21 protein-coding genes are annotated in these 18,427 nt (G+C 70.2%); 14 read left to right on the top strand and 7 right to left on the bottom strand.

What is annotated here, in order from left to right; all coding sequences use genetic code 11:
* Positions 1–5: 5 nt before the first annotated feature.
* The 4 genes from AC10V3_RS33125 to AC10V3_RS33110 all read left to right on the top strand — a co-directional run bounded on the left by AC10V3_RS33125 (position 6) and on the right by AC10V3_RS33110 (position 2,981).
* Positions 6–863 carry a sensor histidine kinase gene (locus tag AC10V3_RS33125; protein WP_349607282.1) on the top strand — a complete coding sequence of 286 codons (858 nt, stop codon included), beginning with the start codon at positions 6–8 and terminating at the stop codon, positions 861–863.
* 262 nt (positions 864–1,125) lie between these two features.
* A complete protein-coding gene (locus AC10V3_RS33120; protein ID WP_022539641.1) occupies positions 1,126–1,755 on the top strand; it encodes a hypothetical protein in 630 nt (209 codons plus the stop codon).
* 100 nt (positions 1,756–1,855) lie between these two features.
* Positions 1,856–2,446, top strand: coding sequence for a hypothetical protein (locus AC10V3_RS33115; RefSeq protein WP_022539639.1), 591 nt, complete (start codon positions 1,856–1,858; stop codon positions 2,444–2,446).
* Positions 2,447–2,513: 67 nt separating this feature from the next.
* Positions 2,514–2,981, top strand: coding sequence for a PRC-barrel domain-containing protein (locus AC10V3_RS33110; RefSeq protein ID WP_022539638.1), 468 nt, complete (start codon positions 2,514–2,516; stop codon positions 2,979–2,981).
* A gap of 67 nt (positions 2,982–3,048) precedes the next feature.
* On the opposite strand, the gene AC10V3_RS33105 is transcribed toward AC10V3_RS33110, so the two are convergent.
* Complete coding sequence (locus tag AC10V3_RS33105; RefSeq protein WP_022539637.1) at positions 3,049–3,384, bottom strand: BON domain-containing protein; 336 nt, start codon at positions 3,382–3,384, stop codon at positions 3,049–3,051.
* 309 nt (positions 3,385–3,693) lie between these two features.
* Between AC10V3_RS33105 and AC10V3_RS33100 the strand changes: the two genes are divergently transcribed.
* The 4 genes from AC10V3_RS33100 (at position 3,694) to AC10V3_RS33085 (ending at position 7,491) form a co-directional block, all read left to right on the top strand.
* Positions 3,694–4,266 carry a low affinity iron permease family protein gene (locus tag AC10V3_RS33100; RefSeq protein WP_022539636.1) on the top strand — a complete coding sequence of 191 codons (573 nt, stop codon included), beginning with the start codon at positions 3,694–3,696 and terminating at the stop codon, positions 4,264–4,266.
* Positions 4,267–4,340: 74 nt separating this feature from the next.
* Complete coding sequence (locus tag AC10V3_RS33095) at positions 4,341–5,528, top strand: DUF3182 family protein (RefSeq protein ID WP_022539635.1); 1,188 nt, start codon at positions 4,341–4,343, stop codon at positions 5,526–5,528.
* The gene (locus AC10V3_RS33090; protein WP_022539634.1) at positions 5,515–6,399 is read left to right on the top strand and encodes an alpha/beta hydrolase family protein; all 885 of its coding nucleotides are present in this window, start codon (positions 5,515–5,517) and stop codon (positions 6,397–6,399) included. The genes AC10V3_RS33095 and AC10V3_RS33090 overlap by 14 nt, the downstream gene beginning before the upstream one ends.
* Positions 6,400–6,426: 27 nt before the next feature.
* Positions 6,427–7,491 carry a DNA topoisomerase IB gene (locus AC10V3_RS33085; protein ID WP_022539633.1) on the top strand — a complete coding sequence of 355 codons (1,065 nt, stop codon included), beginning with the start codon at positions 6,427–6,429 and terminating at the stop codon, positions 7,489–7,491.
* Positions 7,492–7,510: 19 nt separating this feature from the next.
* On the opposite strand, the gene AC10V3_RS33080 is transcribed toward AC10V3_RS33085, so the two are convergent.
* Together AC10V3_RS33080 and AC10V3_RS33075 are read right to left on the bottom strand one after the other, a co-directional pair.
* Complete coding sequence (locus AC10V3_RS33080; RefSeq protein WP_041681857.1) at positions 7,511–8,146, bottom strand: ParB-like protein; 636 nt, start codon at positions 8,144–8,146, stop codon at positions 7,511–7,513.
* A gap of 51 nt (positions 8,147–8,197) precedes the next feature.
* Complete coding sequence (locus AC10V3_RS33075) at positions 8,198–9,364, bottom strand: BON domain-containing protein (protein WP_490923939.1); 1,167 nt, start codon at positions 9,362–9,364, stop codon at positions 8,198–8,200.
* A 356-nt stretch (positions 9,365–9,720) separates the two neighbouring features.
* Here AC10V3_RS33075 and AC10V3_RS33070 point away from each other — a divergent pair, with 356 nt between their 5' ends.
* The 3 genes from AC10V3_RS33070 (at position 9,721) to AC10V3_RS33060 (ending at position 11,994) form a co-directional block, all read left to right on the top strand.
* Positions 9,721–10,596, top strand: coding sequence for an SDR family oxidoreductase (locus AC10V3_RS33070; protein WP_022539629.1), 876 nt, complete (start codon positions 9,721–9,723; stop codon positions 10,594–10,596).
* Between the two features lie 191 nt (positions 10,597–10,787).
* Entirely contained in the window at positions 10,788–11,219 is a 432-nt protein-coding gene (locus AC10V3_RS33065; protein ID WP_022539628.1) for a hypothetical protein, read from the top strand.
* Positions 11,203–11,994 carry a ParB/Srx family N-terminal domain-containing protein gene (locus tag AC10V3_RS33060; RefSeq protein ID WP_022539627.1) on the top strand — a complete coding sequence of 264 codons (792 nt, stop codon included), beginning with the start codon at positions 11,203–11,205 and terminating at the stop codon, positions 11,992–11,994. Before AC10V3_RS33065 ends, AC10V3_RS33060 begins: the two co-directional genes overlap by 17 nt.
* A 100-nt stretch (positions 11,995–12,094) precedes the next feature.
* Here the strand turns inward: AC10V3_RS33060 and AC10V3_RS33055 are convergent, their stop codons facing one another.
* The 4 genes from AC10V3_RS33055 to AC10V3_RS33040 all read right to left on the bottom strand — a co-directional run bounded on the left by AC10V3_RS33055 (position 12,095) and on the right by AC10V3_RS33040 (position 15,528).
* On the bottom strand, positions 12,095–12,283 hold the full coding sequence (locus AC10V3_RS33055; RefSeq protein WP_022539626.1) for a DUF3008 family protein: 189 nt from the start codon (positions 12,281–12,283) through the stop codon (positions 12,095–12,097).
* A gap of 178 nt (positions 12,284–12,461) precedes the next feature.
* Positions 12,462–12,620: a DUF3309 family protein gene (locus AC10V3_RS33050; RefSeq protein ID WP_022539625.1), complete on the bottom strand. Its 159-nt coding sequence runs from the start codon at positions 12,618–12,620 to the stop codon at positions 12,462–12,464.
* Positions 12,621–12,880: 260 nt separating this feature from the next.
* Positions 12,881–13,537: a response regulator gene (locus AC10V3_RS33045; RefSeq protein ID WP_022539624.1), complete on the bottom strand. Its 657-nt coding sequence runs from the start codon at positions 13,535–13,537 to the stop codon at positions 12,881–12,883.
* Positions 13,534–15,528 (bottom strand): type IV pili methyl-accepting chemotaxis transducer N-terminal domain-containing protein, encoded by a 1,995-nt coding sequence (locus AC10V3_RS33040; protein ID WP_022539623.1) that lies wholly within the window; start codon positions 15,526–15,528, stop codon positions 13,534–13,536. The genes AC10V3_RS33045 and AC10V3_RS33040 overlap by 4 nt, the downstream gene beginning before the upstream one ends.
* Positions 15,529–15,869: 341 nt before the next feature.
* On the opposite strand from AC10V3_RS33040, the gene AC10V3_RS33035 reads away from it, so the two are divergent.
* Genes AC10V3_RS33035 through AC10V3_RS33025 form a run of 3 tightly spaced genes read left to right on the top strand, consistent with a single transcriptional unit; the run spans position 15,870 to position 18,347 of the window.
* Positions 15,870–16,295: a hemerythrin domain-containing protein gene (locus AC10V3_RS33035; RefSeq protein ID WP_022539622.1), complete on the top strand. Its 426-nt coding sequence runs from the start codon at positions 15,870–15,872 to the stop codon at positions 16,293–16,295.
* A gap of 38 nt (positions 16,296–16,333) precedes the next feature.
* Positions 16,334–17,662, top strand: a complete 1,329-nt coding sequence (locus AC10V3_RS33030; protein WP_041682231.1) for a hypothetical protein — start codon at positions 16,334–16,336, stop codon at positions 17,660–17,662.
* Complete coding sequence (locus tag AC10V3_RS33025; protein WP_022539620.1) at positions 17,655–18,347, top strand: Crp/Fnr family transcriptional regulator; 693 nt, start codon at positions 17,655–17,657, stop codon at positions 18,345–18,347. The genes AC10V3_RS33030 and AC10V3_RS33025 overlap by 8 nt, the downstream gene beginning before the upstream one ends.
* Positions 18,348–18,427 lie beyond the last annotated feature (80 nt).

The raw sequence follows: 18,427 nt of genomic DNA, 5'->3' as shown, positions 1-18,427 counted from the left end.
CGATGATGCTTGAGCAACCGCCGCAATCCGGCACGCCGGACGTCTCTGACCGTCCTCCCCTGCATGGCGCTGGCCATGCAGGAGCGCGCAGCGATGCCACCGCCTCGCTGGACGGGCTGGCCGTGCAAAGCGTGCAGGAAGTGAGCGCGCTGATCGAGCAGTCGGCGCACGACTTGCGTTCTTCCCTCAATGCCATCCAGAGCTGGGCCTACGTGCTGGACCGCGCCTTCGATACTGCACCCGCGCCGGCGCAGCGCGCGCTGGACGGCATTCGCGCCGGCATGCAGCAACAGCTCGCGCTGATCGAGGAAATGGAAGAAGGGGTGCGGCTGCTCGCCGACGAGGCGGTGCCGCGCTGGCAGCAGGTCGACCTGCTCGAAGCCGTGGCCCAGGCCATTGCCGATCGCCGCGCGGCGGCGGAGGCGCGCGGGGTGCTGCTGTCGCCGGTGACCACCGACGGCGCCGGTGATTCCGCCTACGTCATCGACGCCGACGCGGCGCGCCTGGCGCCGCTGCTGCGGCACCTGCTGGTGCACTGCATCTGGCGCGCCCCGGCCGGCGGCACGATCGCCGTACAAATTGCCGGCGAGCCCGACCACGTCAGGCTGCGCATCACCGAAAGCCCGCCGCTGGACCAGCAGCGCAGCGCCAGCCGGCTGGCCGCACTGACCGACTTCTTTGGCCGCCGGCCCCCGGCGGCGGATGGCGCCCCACCGGCGCGGCAAAGTACCGCACTGCTGCTGACCCGCCGCATGGTGGAACTGCATGGCGCCGTGCTGAGCGCGGAAAGCGATGGCTGCGACAGCGACAAGATCAGCGTCTGCATCGCGGTCCGGTTCCCGCGGCATGTGCGCGGAGGGTGAGCGGTCGCGCGCGGCGCGATGACGGCCTCAATGTGCGTTCATAACGCTTCCATGGCGATGTAGTTTTTACAGGCGTGCGGTGCGCGCTACGCGTACCGCTTGCCAGAGCGCGGCGCGCCCGCCGCAGCCTGACCGCAGCCCCACGGCAACATGGCGGCCCCCACGGCAGGCCCTGCCTCCGCTCCCGCCCGCATGTGCCATCCGCCTGGCATCTGGCCCGCGCCTTGCATGGGTAAGTTACTCAACCAAGGAGGGACCAACCATGCCCAAAGCCAGCCGCCCATCCGAGAAGGCCGCGCAGGTTGCCCGCAAGTCGTCCGGCGCGAAGTCCGACATGAAGTCCGACAAGGCGCAGGCCGCCCGCAGCTCGCGCGCTTCGGCTGCTTCCGCAGGCAAGGCCGGCAAGAGCGGCGCGGCGATGAAGGCCGCAAAGCCTGCCGCAAAGCCCGCAGCCAAGGCCGTGGCAAAGCCGGCCGCGAAGCCTGCGGCGAAGTCAGCCGCTAAGGCAGCCGCCAAGCCTTCCGCCAAGCCTGCCGCCAAGGCAAGTGCCAGGCCGTCAGCGAAGCCTGCCGCCAAGCCGGCCGCGAAGACCGGCAAGTCCGCCATGGCCAGTCCTGGCGCACGCGCCGGCCGTGCCGAAACCGGCAAGGTCGCCAAGGCCGGTGACAAGCCGCGCAAGGAAGGCAAGACCTACCAAGCTGCCGTCGACGATTCCCTGGAGATGACTTTCCCCGCCAGCGACCCGATCTCGCCAAGCGCGGCCATGCATGCCGAGAAGAAGACGCAGACCGCGCGCGACGATGTCGACTGGAAGCTCAAGCGCGGCAGCGAACAGCAGCCCGCAGGTGCCAAGCCAGCCGGTCAGCGCAAGGGCTCGACCGGCCGCCGCTGAGAGCGAGCACGTCAGCCACCTTTAGTCCATGCGCGGCAGCGCGGCGCCACCGGCGCTGCGCTGCGGCCCGAACCCATCGGATGAACGAAAAGGAGCCAGCATGTCCGCCATCATTGCAGGTCGCTTCGACAGCTTTTCCGCCGCAGAAACCATAGCCAGCCGGTTGAAGGCGCACGGGTTTGCGGACAAGGACCTCAACCTGTTCTACGTCAACCCGCCGGGACAACACGCGGCCTATCCGCTGGGCGGCGACCACGCCGCCGATGCAGGCGCGCGCAAGTCGGGCATCGGTGCCATCGCCGGCGTGCTGATCGGCGCCGCGGTGGGCGCGGCACTGGGCGCAGCGCTGATTTCCGCGGTGTCGGCCGCGCCGCCGCTGTCGATCCTGGTGATGGTGTTTGCCGTTGGCCTCGGTGCCTACCTGGGGTCGCTGGCCGGCGCGCTGGCGCTCGCGCGCAACGTGCGGCGCGACCCGCTGACCGGGCAGCCGGCGGTGCGCAACGCCGGCGTGGTGCTGGCCGCGCATGTGGCCCGCGGGAACCCGGCCGCGGTGGCGGACCTGCTGCGCCAGGGCGGCGCCAAGGACGTGGAGCGCGCCGATGGCCGCTGGGTCGACGGCCGCTGGGCAGACTTCGATCCGACCGTGCCGCCGGTGCCGGCGGAAAACCCGAGAACGCGCGAATACAGCTAGCGCAGTGCGGGCGCGGGCGATGCCAGCGCCGGCGTCCTTCCATCCCAAGGCATAAACGGAGGTGTCCATGAATCCAGTCCAACCTGAATCCCCGGGCGAACAGCCGCGCGGCGCATCGATCGTCGGCGGCATCGACCGCAATTCCCCGGGTCCCGGCCCGTTCGTGATGGCCGCCGATACGCTCGAGGGCAACAAGGTGGTTGACCCCGCGGGCGACGATATCGGCACCATCGACCACATCATGATCGACGTGCTGGGCGGACGCGTGGCCTACGCAGTGATGGCCATGGGCGGCTTCCTCGGCATCGGCGAGAAGCTGTTCGCCCTGCCGTGGTCGGCGCTGACGCTGGACACGCGGCGCAAGTGTTTCGTGCTCGGCGTCGAGAAGGACCGGCTCAAGGCCGCGCCGGGGTTCGACAAGGACCACTGGCCGAGCATGGCCGACTCGCAGTGGGCCACCAGCATCCACCAGTACTACGGGATTTCGCCGTATTGGGAAGCGGATCGCTACGATCCATGGGAAGACCGCAAGTAGCTTATGCGGTCATCCGGGGGGAGGCCCGGCGCCGGCATGGATCCGGCGCCGGGCCTTTTCTTTTTTTTCACACCTTATGGTGGACCTGCCCCGACGGTTTGCGCGCGGGATCCGCGTTCATGCCGCTGTGCTGCGGCTGCCCCTTTGGCTCGGGCGCGGGCTGGCGGCGCAGCGACAGTTCGTTATGTACCCCGAGCACGCCCGCGCTGACCGCTGCGGCCTTCTCGATGCGCTGCGCGACCCCGACGTCGTCCACGCAGCCGCGCACGGTCACGCGGCGATCCACCACGTCGAGCGTGACGCCTTCAGGAAAGCGGCCAGCGAAGGCCGCGGCAATCTCGGCGCGTATGGCCACGCGCAGGGCTTCGTCATCGGCGGCTGAGGAGGCGTTGCGGTTCATCATTGCTCCTTTGCTGGAATCGAACATCTGAAGGCGTACCCCGCCTTCGCTGCGTAGCCTGTGACCGGCGCAAGAAGCATTCCCGCCAACGCGCCGTCGCGCATGCGAGCGTTTCCACTCCGCACACCGGTGGCGTCGGCAAGATTTATCACCCGATGTAGAAAGGAAAGTCGCGCCGCAGCCCGGACAACGCCAACGGCGGTACAAGTGCAGCGCGCGTTGTAGGACTGCGCCCGCTGCACTTTGGCACCGCGCTCCATACAATGAAATCAGCATGCCGCCGCGTGGCGGTTCAATGTCGGGAGCGCAACGATGAGCAAGACCAGTCCAATCCTGCCGGGCATTGGCCATCAGCCCAATTCCGGCAAACATGCCCGCATGCTGCATGTGTTCGACCGCTTCGCCGGTGCCGCCACGCGCCAGGCGGGCTCGCCCACCGCGTTCGTGCTGGCCGTTGGCGTGGTGGTGGCCTGGGGCATTACCGGGCCGATTTTCGGCTATTCCGAGACCTGGCAGCTCGTTATCAATACCGGCACCACCATCGTCACCTTCCTGATGGTGTTCCTGATCCAGCAGAGCCAGAACAAGGACGCGGTCGCGGTTCACCTGAAGCTCAACGAACTGCTGGCCTCGCATCGCGAAGCCAGCAACATGCTGGTGTCGATCGAAGACCTGGACGAAGAGGAACTGCGCCAGCTGGTCAATTTCTATCGCCACCTGGCCGAGCTGGCCGACAAGGAGGACGGTATCAAGTGCAGCCATTCGCTGGACGAGGCGCGCGAGAACCACGCGGCCAAGCTGCAGGCGCGCGCGTCGCGCCGCGGGCCTGCACAGGATGAGCCAGTGCGGGCGGATACCGGTTCTACCGCCGCGGTCAGCCCCTAGCCGGGCCGCGCCGGGCCCCGCCATGCCGTCGCCTCCCCCCGTGCCGTCGCGCACAACCCAGCAAGGAGCCAGCCGTGTCCGATCCCAACCAGGCAACGAAGCGCAAACGCGCGGGCAGGGCCGCCACGGCCTCGCCGCCGGGCCGCAGCGTCATGGTCTACGGCTGCGAGCCGCTGGGCGATGCCGACAGCCACCATGGCACGACCCTTGCCAATATAGCCCGCAAGGTGGCCGATATCGCGGGCTATGCCTTCGCCGGTGCCTACGCCGCGCCGGGCGCGGGGCAAACCGCGCCCTACCTGGTGCCCGCGCAGACGCTGGTGGGCGCCGACCTGGCCGCCAGCCTCGGCGTGCAGGGCGAGAGCGACCTCTTTGGCGGCGTGGTGCCGTACGCGTTCGTGGCCACCAAGGCGATCACGCACGGCCTGGTGGAACCGGGCGCGGCGGCACCGCAGGGCTGGTGCGAGGGCTTCGTGCAGCGCGTGGTGGGCGCGACCCTGCCGGGCTTTACCGCGTTCACCGTGGCCGACGCGCGCGTGGCCGGCAAGCGCCTGCTGGCGCTGGGACCGGTGCGGCTCAAGGAGCCCTGCGGCATCGGTGGGCTGGGCCAGCGCGTGGTCGACAGCGAGCGCGCGCTGGACGAGGCGCTGGACGCGATGCAGGCCGATATCGTCGAAACCCTCGGCCTGGTGCTGGAGCGCGACCTGGACGCGCCCCAGACCTACAGCGTTGGGCAGGTGGAGCTGGCCGGCCTGCGTGCCGCCTACTGCGGCACGCAGAGGCTGACGGCCAACAACCGCGGCCAGCAGGTGTACGGCGGCTCGACGCTGACGGTGGTGCGCGGCGGCTTTGACGCGCTGCTGGAGCAACCATTCGATGCGCGCACGCAGGCCGCGGTACGCGCGGCGATGGTGTACCACGACGCCGCGCTGGCCTGCTATGGCGGCATGGTGCTGTCGCGCTGCAACTATGACGTGGCCTTCGGGCCCGCGGCCGGAAGTGCCGACCGCGAGTGCGTGCTGGGCGGCGTGCTGGAGCAGTCCTGGCGCGTGGGCGGCGCGACCGGCGCCGAACTGGCTGCGCTGGCGGCGCTGCGCGAGGATCCGAGGCGCACGCGCGTGGTGGCCTCGACCCGCGAGGTGTACGGCAACGGCGTGCAGGTGCCCGACGATGCCGAGATCTATTTCCAGGGAGAGGACCGCCATGTCGGTCCTCTGACCAAATACGCACGACTGGAGCGTGAATCCGATGGCAACGCATGAAGAACTCCTGCAGATACAGACCGAGGGCGGCACCATTGCCGGCACCCTGATCAGTCCTGAAACCAAGCTGCCCGGGGTGCTGTTCGTCCATGGCTGGGGCGGCAGCCAGCAGCAGTACCTGGCGCGCGCGCGCAAGGTGGCGGGGCTGGGCTGTGTCTGCCTGACGTTCGACCTGACCGGCCATGCCGGTACGCGCGCGGAGTACGAAACCGTCACCCGCATGCGCAACCTCGCCGATGTGGTGGCGGCCTACGATTTGCTGGTGCGCCAGACCGAAGTGGACCGCAACGCGATCGCGGTGGTGGGCAGCAGCTACGGCGGCTACCTCGCCGCACTGCTGACCACCTTGCGCCCGGTGCGCTGGATGAGCTTCCGCGCGCCGGCGCTGTACATGGATTCCGGCTGGGAACTGCCCAAGCGCCAGCTGCATCGCGAACAGGACCTGGTCAGCTATCGGCGCAGCGTGGTGCCCCCGGAAAGCAACCGCGCGCTGCGCGCCTGCTGCGCCTTCGCCGGCGACGTGCTGGTGATCGAATCCGAGAGCGACCAGGTGGTGCCGCACGCCGCGGTGATGAGCTATGTCGACGCCTGCCTGCATGCCAATTCGATGACCTACCGCATGATCAAGGGCGCCGACCACGGCCTGACCGACGAGGAAAGCCAGCGCGCCTACACCAGCCTGCTGGTCAACTGGCTGCGCGAGATGATCACCGTCGCGCGCGCCGGCCCGGTCAGCGCGGAGCGCGCGGTGCCACCCAGGCCGCGGCCCGCGCCCCCGGAGCACGAGGAGGAGCTGGGCATGGCGGGCGCCATGTCGGGCACCGGCACGTCGCCATCAGGCGCGAGCGCCCCGCCGGCCCGCGCGGAATAGCGTGCCCGCGCCAGCCTTGCGACGGCCATGGATAGCGCGCTGGCGACCACAGAGGCCGCCGTCACGCTCGAGGCCGTGCTGCGCGACGCGGGCCTGCGCTATGTCGACGACAGCGGACCGGGCATCACGCGCCGCCGCCACGGCAGCGGCTTCCGCTATATCGGTCCCGACGGCGAGCGCGTGCGCGATGCCGGCACGCTGGCGCGCATCGCCGCGATGGCGATCCCGCCGGCCTATGAATCGGTGTGGATCTGCGCGGACCCGCGCGGGCACCTGCAGGCCACCGGGCGCGATGCGCGCGGGCGCAAGCAGTACGTCTACCACGCCGAATGGGCGGTGCTGCGCGATACCGACAAATACGGCCGGCTGCTGGCCTTTGGCACCGCGCTGCCGCGGCTGCGGGCGCGCGCCACGCGCGACCTCGGCCGCAACGGCATGCCGCGCGAGAAGGTGGTCGCCGCGGTGGTGGTGCTGCTGGACGCCACGCTGGTGCGTGTGGGCTCGCCGCGCTACGCTCGGCAGAACCGCACCTACGGCCTGACCACGCTGCGCCGCCGCCATGTGACCGTGCGCGGCAGCCGGCTGCGCTTCCAGTTCAACGGCAAGAGCGGCATCACGCATGACGTCTCGGTCAACGACCCGCGCCTCGCGCGCATCGTGCGCAACTGTGCCGACCTGCCGGGGCAGCGCCTGTTCAAGTACCGCGACAGCGACGGCGAGATCCGCGAGATCGGCTCGGCCGACGTCAACGCCTACCTGCAGGAAGTCACCGGCGGCGACTTTACGGCGAAGGATTTCCGTACCTGGGCCGGCAGCGTGCATGCGCTCGCGATCCTGCGCAAGCTGCCCGAAGCGGACAGCGAGAGCGCGCGCAAGAAGGCCGTCGCGGATGCGATCCGCCAGGTGGCGCACCAGCTGCGCAACACCATGGCGGTGTGCCGCAAGTGCTATGTGCATCCGGAGGTGATCGACGCCTACCTTGCCGGCGCGCTGCAGGCACGCGGCAAGGCGCCGTCGGCGACGCGGCTGCGCGCGGACGAGGCGCGGCTGCTGCAACTGCTGGCGAAGACAACCTCCGGGGCCGGCAAGTGAGCGCGCGCGGCGAGCGGGTTCAGCAGGGCAGCGGGCCGATATAGCCGGGCAGTTCGCGCGCACCCGCCGTATGCGCCAGTTGGAACGCGCGCGCGAGGGCAATGGCGAAGTGGTGCTGCGTGTCGAACGGCCCCGGCACGTTGCGCCGGAAGTAGTCCGCCCAGCGGAAATCCGGGTAGGCCGTTTTTACCTTGCGGTAGCCGCCGGCCAGTTGCACGAATGCCTCCAGGCTGCGGTAGGGATCGTCGCGCATGTCGTGGATCGCGTCCGGCAGCTCCGTCAGAGGGCGGCGCCGGCCGTGCTCGTCATACGGGTGGACCATGTGGTTGGCCACCATGTGGCGCCAGAATGCGCGCGCATCCATGTCGCTGAGGTCAGTGCGCACGAGGCCGGGCACATGGGTCAGGCCCAGGTCGTGCCAGGCGCGCACCCAGTGGTGGTGATCGACCACGTACAGCGCCTGCTCCGGGCCGATCACCAGATGTACCCGGTGCCGGTCCAGGAACGCGGCGCGATGCTCCGGCGGCACGCGCCGGGTGGTGTGGACCTTCTGCGCGACGTGGTAGGCGCCGACCGTGATCTGGGTGGGATGCAGGATGTCCAGCGGCACCATCAACTTGCTGTCGGGCCTGAGTTTGCGTGGAGAGCGAGGCATAGGGGCAGGGGCGGGGCGCGGCAGGGCCGCGCCCGTCGTCATGGTTGGCGGTCAGCTCTTGTTCAGCGTGCGGTCCGGTGAGGTGCCGGCGGGACTGGTGCCCGAGGCGGTGCCGCTCGTGCTGCCACCGGTGCCGCCGGTGCCCGATGTGCCCAGGCTGCCGCTGCGGCCGCCCAAGGTCTCATCGCCGCCGACTTCGGATCCCGCTGCCCACGCGCTGCCCGACTGGCGCTGCACGCGCAGGCGGTTATCCACTTCGGTGACGCCAAACACCGCATCGGCGATCTCCTCGATCACGTACTTCTCGCGGCGCTCGCGCACCGTGCCGTCCAGCGTTACCACGCCGTTGGCGACCTCCACCGTGACCTCGCCGACATCGATATACGGGTTCATTGCCAGGCGTTCGCAGACGTCTTCGCGCACGCGCTCGTCCGGGCGGTGGTAGCCCTTGGGGCCTACCGCGCGGCGCCCGGCGTGGCGGCTGCCCTGTCCGGCCTGCTCGGCATAGGGCGTGCGACGGTGGTAGCCGGGATCGTCCGGATATACGCGCTGGCCGCCGCTGTACGACTGGCCGCCGCGGCCGGCGTCGCCAAAGTAGCCGCCGCCATAGCTGGGCTGGCCGGCGCGCTCCTCGCGATCGCGCTCCATGCCTTCACGCCAGTGCATCGCGCGGCCGCCGCGTTCGCCCCATTCGCTGCGTTCGCGCCGCTCGTCCTCACCGCGCCAGCCGCGGCCTTCGCCGGCGCCCTGGCGGGCGCGTCCGTAGCCTTCATCGCGCGGGCCCAGTTCGCTGCTGCGGCCGCGCGGACCGAAGCGGTCCTCGTCGCGGTAGCCATAGCCGGATTCGCGCTCCTGGCTGCGATAGCCGCTGTCCTGCGGGTTCGGGCGATAGCCGCCATAGCCGCTGCTGTACGGATGCCCGGTGCCGCCGGTATCCGCGGCGCCGTAGCCCTGTTCGCCCCAACTGCCGCGGCGCTGGCCCGCCGGCGTGTCCTGCTGGTACCACGCGCCGCCGCGTTGCGGCGCCTGGCTGCCGCGCCCAGCGCTGCCCTGGCCGTTGTCTTCGCCGCGCCAGTCCTCGCCCCATTCCTGGCCCCAGTCTTCCGAGCCGCTGCCCAGGCGCTCGTCGCGCCGGCGTTCCGGCTGGCCGCCTTCGCGGCGCTGCGCTTCGTGGCTGCCGCGGCTGCGGCAGCCGCGGTCATTACGGAAGTTGAACATATGTGCCTCCTGGCTGTGGCGGCCCGTGCGGGCCGCCGCCTTGCAGGTGCGGCGGTGCGGCAAGCGGGCCTGAACGTTCATGCCTGAAAAGGCCGCAAAAACCGTGCCCCGCTGCGGCGCTGCCCGTGGGCCGCACGCAGCGGCGGCGCGCTGTAAGGATTGCCGGGCGATGTAACGGTTACGGGCGCCGCCGCAGGCACGCTGCGGCGGCGCTGGCGCGTGCGCGCCGCCGGGCAGAACGGCCGCGGCTTGCCGTTCGCGGCATGGAACTTGCGCAGCACGTGCAAAGGCTCTTGCGCGTCTCCCCGGCTGGTCCGATGCGCGCAACAAGCGGCCCCCGCAGTCAGGAGAGAACCATGTCCACACCCTCCACACCCTCCACACGCAAGAGCGTTCCACCCCAGCACCAGGACCGCCAGCCAGGGCTGGAAGCCCCCATGCGCCCGCAGCCGGACAGCGGCGCGGATGACTATGTCGGCAGCGGCCGGCTGAAGGGCCGCGTGGCGCTGGTCACCGGCGGCGACAGCGGCATCGGCCGCGCCATCGCGGTGGCGTTCGCGCGCGAAGGCGCCGACGTCGCCATCGCCTACCTCAACGAACATGCCGACGCGCGCGCGACCGTCGAACTGGTCGAGGCCGCCGGCCGCAAGTGCCTGGCGATCGCCGGGGACCTGGCCGACCATGCGCATGCCGAGGCCGTAGCCCGGCAGACGCTGCAGCAGTACGGCAAGCTCGACATCCTGGTCAACAACGCCGCCGAGCAACACCCGAAGGAATCGCTGGAAGACATCGATGCCGAGCAGGTCGAGGCGACCTTCCGCACCAACGTGTTCGCGATGTTCCATCTGACCCGCGCGCTGCTGCCGCATATGAAGCCCGGCTCGTCGATCCTGAACACGACTTCGGTGACCGCGTATCGTGGCAGCAAGCATTTGCTGGACTACTCTGCTACCAAGGGCGCGATCGTGTCGTTCACGCGTTCGCTGGCGCTGCAGGTGGTGGAGCGCGGCATCCGCGTCAACGGCGTGGCGCCCGGCCCGATCTGGACGCCGCTGATCCCGTCGACCTTCACCCCCGAGGAAGTCGCCGAGTTCGGCAAGAAGACGCCGATGGGCCGCCCGGGGCAGCCGTTCGAAGTGGCGGGGGGTTATGTCTTCCTGGCGTCGGACGCTGCCAGCTACATCACCGGGCAGATTCTGCACATCAACGGCGGGGAAGTCGTCAACGGTTGATCCCGGCCGCGCGCCGCGGCGCCGCGCATGTAGTTCGGGGCCGCGTTTTGCAAATATTGCACGGGCGGCGTGCGCCATGCTCCGCAACATGCCGCAAGCGTTGCCAGGGTTGCTGCATCACGCGCGGGCGTGGCTCTTGCAATGCGAATTGAGCAGTCACGGCCATTGCCGATATCAATCAGGGAGCCATCATGTCACCGATCGTAGCCGGACGTTTTGAATCGCTCGCCAGTGCGGAAGACGCGGCGCGCACGTTGTTCACACGCGGGTTCTCCGTGTGGGACGTATCGATCATGTCGATGCGACAGGGCGCCGCCGGCGCCGCGCCGCCGGGTGGCGTGATGCTGGCCGCGTGCGTCACCAACGGCCTGGATTCGGTCGTGGTCGACGTGCTGCGCGAAGCCGGCGCCAGCGACGTGGAGCGTGCCCAGGGCAGTTGGGAATGCGGCCAGTGGACCGATTTCGACCCTGCCACGCACGGTGAGCCGGTGCAGGACGGCGAGGGCGAGTTCTGGCCACGCCCGATCGCCCGGGAAGCGGTTGCCGAGCAAAGCACCGGCAACGAGGACCCCGGCAGCGAGCTGGAGCACTACGTCGAACGCAAGCGTGTCGAGCACGACTGAGCGCCGCGCGGGCGCGGCAGACGACGGCGAGGCCAGACGCAGCGGCACGGAGCGCGCCGCCGCGCCACGCCGGCTGCGCGGCAAGGCCATGGCTGAACTGGCGCGCCTGCGCCCGACGCAGCTGACGCTGGGCTACGTCCACGTCAACCACAAGATCGAAGTGACCCGGCGCCACGCCGATCCCGAGGACCTGGACGCGCTGCGGCGCTTCCTGCGCCGCCATCGCCTGAAGACCATCGCCGGGCCGGGCGGCGACCTCTATATCGTCGATCACCACCACTGGGCGCGCGCCTGGGTGGAGCTGGGCTATGAGTGGGCGCCGGTGCAGATCCTGCACGATCTCAGTCACATGAGCGCGTCGGCGTTCTGGAAGCGCATGCGCCGGCTCGGTCATGTCCACCCCTATGACGAGCACGGCAAGCTGCTGGGCCCGAAAGCCCTGCCGCCAACCGTGATGGGCATGCGTGACGACCCCTATCGCAGCCTCGCCGCGTTTACACGCGAGGCAGGGGCCTACCGCAAGCCGGGCAATGCCTATGGGGACTTCTGCTGGGCCGGCTTCCTGCGCGAGCGGGTGGAACAGGACATGCACAGCATTGCCGGCTTCGGCCTGGCGCTGGCCGAGTCGATCCGGCTGGCGCGCAGCGCCAAGGCCCGGCGCTTGCCGGGCTACTGCGGTGCGGCTGCGGGCAAACGCCGCAATGGCGCAGCCGCCGCCAAGGGGAAGGATGCGGGCAACGGAAAGGCGGGGCGCGCGGACAGCCCGAAGGGATAAGCGAAAAATAACCTGCGCGGAGCGGCACACCACCAATGCAAAGGGGCAGGCGCGATGGCCTGCCCCTGTCTCGCTGGCCCAGGCAACGGGCCCGCGCGGATCAGCTTTCCGACTTGTGCTTCGGCATGCCCTTGGTCTTGGTCGATGCCATCTTGTCGAGTTCCTTCTCGCTCATCGACTTGACCATCGAGCGTGAAGGCCCTTTGAGCGATCCGGCCTTCTTTTCGCCGCGCTTTGCGGAGAGCGCCGCTCCCGCGGCCTGCTGTTGCGCCTTGGATTTTGCTGGCATGTCAGTCTCCTTGCGAAGGGTGGAAAAGAACCGGTGGAGAGGAACCAGGCGATGCACCGGCACACGCCCGCGCTTCGTTATAGGCCGCTCAGGCGGAGCCTGCAAGCAGGCGCCGCTGCGCTGCCGCCGTGCGCGCGGGTGTGTGCCGGCGTGCATCGCCCGCTGGCTAGCCAGGACGCTATATCCTGCCGAGCACCACGAGCAGCACCACGATCAGGACGATCAGGCCCAGGCCGCCGCTTGGCCAGTAGCCCCAGCCGGAACTGTACGGCCATGCCGGCAGCGCGCCGACCAGCAGCAGGATAAGAATGATCAGAAGGATGGTGCCGATACCCATGGCGTGCTCCTTGTTCGTGGATCGGGGAAGCCGCGGCTTCCGTTCCGAAGTGACCCGCAGGGGTTTGCACAAAAGGCCACTACTCAGAATCCAGCGTAGAACAAGGCACGCGTACGTCCCTCCGGACAAGGGCTGAAATCGGTGTAGGAATCGGACGACGCCGGGAGCGCACGGCTGGCGCGTGGCGCGCCGCACAACGGCTGTGGCGCTCGCTGGTACCGCCCATGGTGGCGCAACGGCAGCGCAGTGCGCAAAGCGCCTCAGCCGGCTTCGGTGAGCCTGTGCTCGACCGCATAGACCGCCACCTGCACGCGGCTGGCCAGGTTCAGCTTCTTCAGGATGTTTTGCACGTGGATCTTCACCGTGCTTTCTGCCACGCCGAGATCGCGCGCGATCTCCTTGTTGCTTTCGCCCCGCGCCAGGCCCTGCACGATCTCGCGCTCGCGCGCGGTCAGGCGCGGGGCTTCGTCCTGGCGCGGCACGGCCAGCGGTGCCGGCGCGCGGAACTGCGCCACCAGCTTGGCGGTCATGCTGTCGGAGATCACCGGTTCGCCGGCGGCGGCGCGGCGGATGCCTGCGATCAGCGCTTCAGTCTCGATGTTCTTGATCAGGTAGCCGCGTGCGCCGCTGCGCAGCGCCGCGGCCAGTTCCTCGGCTTCCTCGGACACGGTCAGCACGATCACCGCGGTTTGCGGCAGGTCTTCCACCAGCAGCTGCAGCGCCTCCAGTCCCGACAGGCCCGGCATGTTCAGGTCCAGCAGGATCACGTCGGGGCGGTGCTGCTTGGCGCGCTTGATGCCTTCCACGCCGTCGGCGGCTTCGTCGACGATCTCGAAATCGGTCTGCCGCTGCAGCAGCGCGCGGATGCCGGAGCGGAACAGCGTGTGGTCGTCGATCAGCAGGATGCGGATGGTCATGGCTGGATTCCGGTGGTCTGGGTAGTCTTGGTGTCGGGGCGGGCGGCGGCTTGCGCCGTGGCGGGCAGGACGAGTTCGATGCGCACGCCGCGCCCCGGGCCGGCCTGCACGTGCAGCTGCGCGCCCAGGCGCGCGGCGCGCTCGCGCATGATGTTCAGGCCGATATGCGCATCGGCGCGCGTGGCCAGCTCGTCGGGATCGAAGCCTTCGCCGTCGTCCTGCACCACCAGGCGGAACTCACGCCCGTGGCGCAGCGCTACCGTCACGTGCGCGGCCATGGCGTGCTTGCGCACATTCGAGAGCGCCTCCTGCAGGATGAACAGCACCTGCAGCTGCTGCTCGGGCGAGAGCGGGCGGCCCGCGCCATCGTCGTCGATGCTGAGCGCGGCCTCCGTGCGGCACTGGCGGCGGAACCTCCCCACGGTTTCCTCCACCGCCGGGCGCAGTTCGCCGGTGCCCAGGCGCGAGCGGAAGTTGTTCAGCAGCTCGCGCACGTCCTGGTAACTCTCTTCCACGCCGTGGCGCAGCATCGGCACGATCTCGCGGGTCTCGGCCAGGTCGTCGCGCGTGACTGCGGCGTCGAGCAGCTGCACCTGCAGGTTCAGGTAGTTCAGGCCCTGCGCGATGCTGTCGTGCAGGCCTTGCGCGACCAGGTTGCGCTCTTCCACCACCGCGAGCTGGCGCGCGGTGGCCGACAGCCGCAGGTGCTCCAGCGCGGTGCCAAGATGCTGGCCGAGCGTTTCCAGCAGCTGGCGGTCCGACGGCGGCAGCGTGCGCGGCGCGCGGAAATGAAGCGCGAACACGCCAGTGGCGCCGCGCTGGCTTTCGATGCGGAACGCGGCCAGCGCCTGGAAGCCGCTGCGCGCGCAGGGCGTTGCGTCCCCGGCGGCGATGCCGCCGCGCGGCGCCGTGCGCAGGTCGGCGATGGCCACCACCGCCGCGCGCGTGGCGTCGCCGCAATGGCAGGCGTCGGCAGTGGCGCAGGCATCGGCATCGGCCAGCGACGCCGGTAGCCCGGTGGCCGCCAGCAGGTGCATCCTGCCGTGGCGGCTGTCGAGCACGCGCACGCTGCCGCCCTCGGCGTCAAACTGGCGCATCACACGTTCCAGGAAGCCGCGCGCCATGGCTTCGGCGTCGCTGGCCTGGTTCAGGAAGGCGGCCATGTCGTACAGGGCTTCCAGGTCGCGGTTCTGGCGCTCCAGCTCCGCGGTCTTTTGCGCCACGCGCGCCTCCAGGTCCTGGTACAGGCCCTGCAGCTCGCCCGCCATGCGGTTGAAGCCCTCGTTGAGCGTGCCGAACTCGTCCCGGCTTTCCACCGGCAGGCGCAGCGAGAACTCGCGCGCGGCCATGCGCTGCAGGCCGTCCTGCAGGCGCAGCACCGGCAGGATGATCCACAGGTAGAGCAGGTAGATCACCGCCACCGTGCCCACGCACGCCATCGCGGCCAGCGCTGCCTGCGACAGCCGCAGCAGGTCGGTCTTGCGCGCGCTGTCGTGTTCGATCATGCCGACCAGGCGGTCAGCCTGCGCGACAAAGCCGGGCAGCGCGGCGATGTACTGGTCCGGCGCGGCAGCGTGGCCCCCATCCGGCAGCGCCAGCGGCCGCAGCAGCTGCTGCCAGTCCTGCGTGACGCGCGCCATCTGCGCGTGGATGGCGGGCTCGTCGGGCAAGAACAGCGGCCGCGCCGGGTTTCCCTTCTTCAACTGGGCCAGCGTGGTGTCCAGCGCATGCACCTGCATCGCGAGCGCGTCGGACCGCCGCTCCTGCGCCAGCGACAGCTCGATCGCCACGCGGTTGGCGCGCATGCGCAGGCTGCCGGCGTCGTTGATGGCGGCGCCGGCGCCTTCTAGCTTCCAGGACAGCCACAGCGTGCCGGAGATCATGCCCAGCACGACCAGCAGCACCGCCAGCGACAGAGAGATGATGCGCGTGGACAGGCGGTGGCGCAGCGCCGGCAGGCCGGAAGCGGCAGGGGGGTCGGTTTGGGGCATGGTTCGGTATCGGGGGCTACCTGGAGGCTACGGCGCTCGGGCGCGCGCATTTCGTCAGCCATTGTCGGCGGCTGGCCAGGGCGGCTTCCTGCGCCAGATCAACTAAACCCGGGTTTTGGTGCTCGGATGTGCGGGCAGCGACGCATCGGGCCAGGAGCCTGGCGGGGCGATCGCAGCCAGGACAGTGGAGCTGACACCACACCAGATATGTCATGGGGTGATATTTCGTCGCGCCTCCCCGCATGGCACGCGCTTTCACCGGCGGACTTATCCGGGATCAAATCCCGCGGGCAAGGCGCGCTCTAGCATCCGGTCAATACCGATCCGGGAGACCGCAAACCATGTCCACGGGAACCGACTTGCTGGTGCGCCAGCACCGCGACTGCGATGACGCGCTGGCACGGCTCGAAGCCGCCGCGCGCGAAGGAAACTGGGCCAGGGCCGCCGGCGCGTTCGCGCTGCTGGAAGCCGCGCTGGAGGGCAATTTCAACGCCGAGGAAGCGCGCCTGTTCCCAGCCTTCGAGCAGGCCACCGGCATGGCCGGCGGGCCCACCGCCGTGATGCGCCGCGAGCACGACGCGGTGCGCGCGCTGCTGGACAACGCGCGTGAATGGCTGGCCCTGCATGACGGCAATGCGCTGGCGGCCGACCTCGACACGCTGGTGGTGCTGCTGCAGCAGCACAACGTCAAGGAAGAGAACGTGCTGTTTCCGATGTGCCGCGCGCTGCTGCCCGACCTGGACGCCGTGCTCGCCGGCCTCGCGTAGGGCTGGCCGATGCATCGTCAATGCACGACACGCGCCGCATGAAAGCCGCCAACCTGGACTACGAACGCGCGCCGCGCCCGGCGGTGGTGTTCGGCTGCCTGATGCCGGCGCCGTGGCTGGGCGCGGCGGCCGGCGTGCTGCTCGCGGCGGGGCCGGCCGACGGCCTGCCGGACCGGTTCGCGCCGCTGGCGCTGGTGGCCGTGCACATGCTGGCGCTGGGCATGCTGCTGCCGGTGATGGTGGGCGCGCTGTTCCAGATGATGCCGGTGGTGGCCGGCGTGTCCGTGCCGGGCACGGGCGCGCTGGCGCCGTTCGTGGCGGCTGCGGGCGCGGGCATGGCCGCGGCGCTGGCAGTTGGCCTGCTGGGCGGCGAGCCCATGGCCTTGCGCGCGGCGGCGATTGCCGCCGCGGTGCCGCTGCTGGCCGGCGTGCTGTTGCTGGCCGCGGGGCGGCGCGTGGTCGCGGTCGATGCCACCACCCGTACGCTTGCCGGCATCGGCGCGCCGCTGGCGCTCGCGGTGCTGTGCGGCATGGCGCTGGCCGGCACGCTCGGCGGCTGGTGGCGCGTGCCGGTGGCACAGGTGCTGGACCTGCATATGGCCTGGGCGCTGGGTGGCTGGCTGGCGGCGCTGGTGACGGGCGTGGCCACCACCGTCGTGCCGATGTTCTGGCAGACGCGGCGCCTGCCCGCCGCGCTGGAGCGCTGGCTGCCGCTGGGACACTGGCTGCCGCTGGCGGCGTTCAGTGCCGCGGCGCTGTTATGGACAGAAGTGCCTGCGTTGGCGCACGGCGTGCTGCTGCTGTGGCTGGCCTTTGTCGCCGCGCTGGCCGCCTGCGGGCTGGCCGGCACGCTGCGCGCGCGGCGGCGCCATGATCCGCTCTGGCTGCTGTGGCCGGTGGCCTGCGCGAGCATGCTGGGTGCGGCCCTGCTGGCGGGAGTCGCCGTCGCCATGCCCGGCGTGGACCTGCCGCTGGCATGGTGGGCCGGCACCATGGCGCTGGTCGGCGCGGGCGTGCTCCCGGTCACGGCCATGCTCGGCAAGATCGTGCCGTTCCTGGCCTGGCTGCACCTGCGCCGGCTGCTGCCGCCGCGCGCGCGCGTGCCGGCCATGCAGGCCATCATTGCGCCGGCGCGGCAACAGCGCCAGGCCTGGCTGTTGCTGGCGGCTTACCTGTTGCTGCTGGCGGTGCCGCTGGCGCCGGCGTGGCTGGCGCGTGCCGGCGGCGTGTTGCTGGCGGCCGCCAATGCGTGGCTGGGCTGGCAGCTGCTGGGCGCGTTGCGCTGCATGCGCCAGATGCGCAAGCGCGGCGGCCTGCCGCCGCGCCATGTGGGCGTGGGTGCCGAAGGAGGTCATCACCATGATTGAAGCCGTAAGCCTGGACGCGTTGCCGCTGTTCCGCGGCGTCGATGAAGCGGTACTGGCGCAGCTGCGCGCCGCCGCCACACTGCGCTGCCTGCGCAAGGGCGAATACCTATTCCGCTGCGGCGAGCCGTGCGAAGGCCTGTTTATCGTGATGGAGGGGCTGGTCAAGCTGGCCCTGCTGTCGCCCTCCGGCGAAGAGCCGACCGGCGAGCGCGCCATCGAAGTCTTCGGTCCCGGCTCGGTGTTCGGCGAAGACCTGTTGTTTCTCGGGGTGCCACGCCGCATGGCCTGCCAGGCGCAGGCGCGCACCGTGGTGCTGCATATCGGCAAGGCGGCGCTGTGGCACGCGCTGATGCAGGAGCCGCTGCTTGCCGCACAGCTGCTGCGCAACCTGTCCGGGCGGCTGCACGGACTGATGCGCGATATCGAAGCCGTCAGCCTGCAGAGCGCGCTGCAGCGCGTGGCGGGTTTCCTGCGCGAGCAGGCCTTTGCCACGCGCCGCACCTGGCTGGCGTGCACGCAACGCGTGATCGCCTCCAAGCTCGGCATCACGCCGGAAACGCTGTCGCGCGTGATGCATCGCTTCTGCGCGGAGCGGCTGGTCCGCATCGAGCGCGGCAAGATCTACCTGCTCGATCCGGAGGGGCTGGCGCGGCAGGCGGGTGGGCCGGAACTGGCCGCGGCCTGAGCGCAAAAAAAGACGAGGAAGAACAGATGAAGCGTGCCGCGCCGCAAGGCGGGGCACGCGGGATTGCGCGCCGGGTTGCG

It is taken from the genome of Cupriavidus sp. PB-02 (assembly GCF_058252315.1).
Note: the sequence above shows the minus strand (reverse complement) of the source record. Positions and strands in the feature narration are given on the sequence as shown.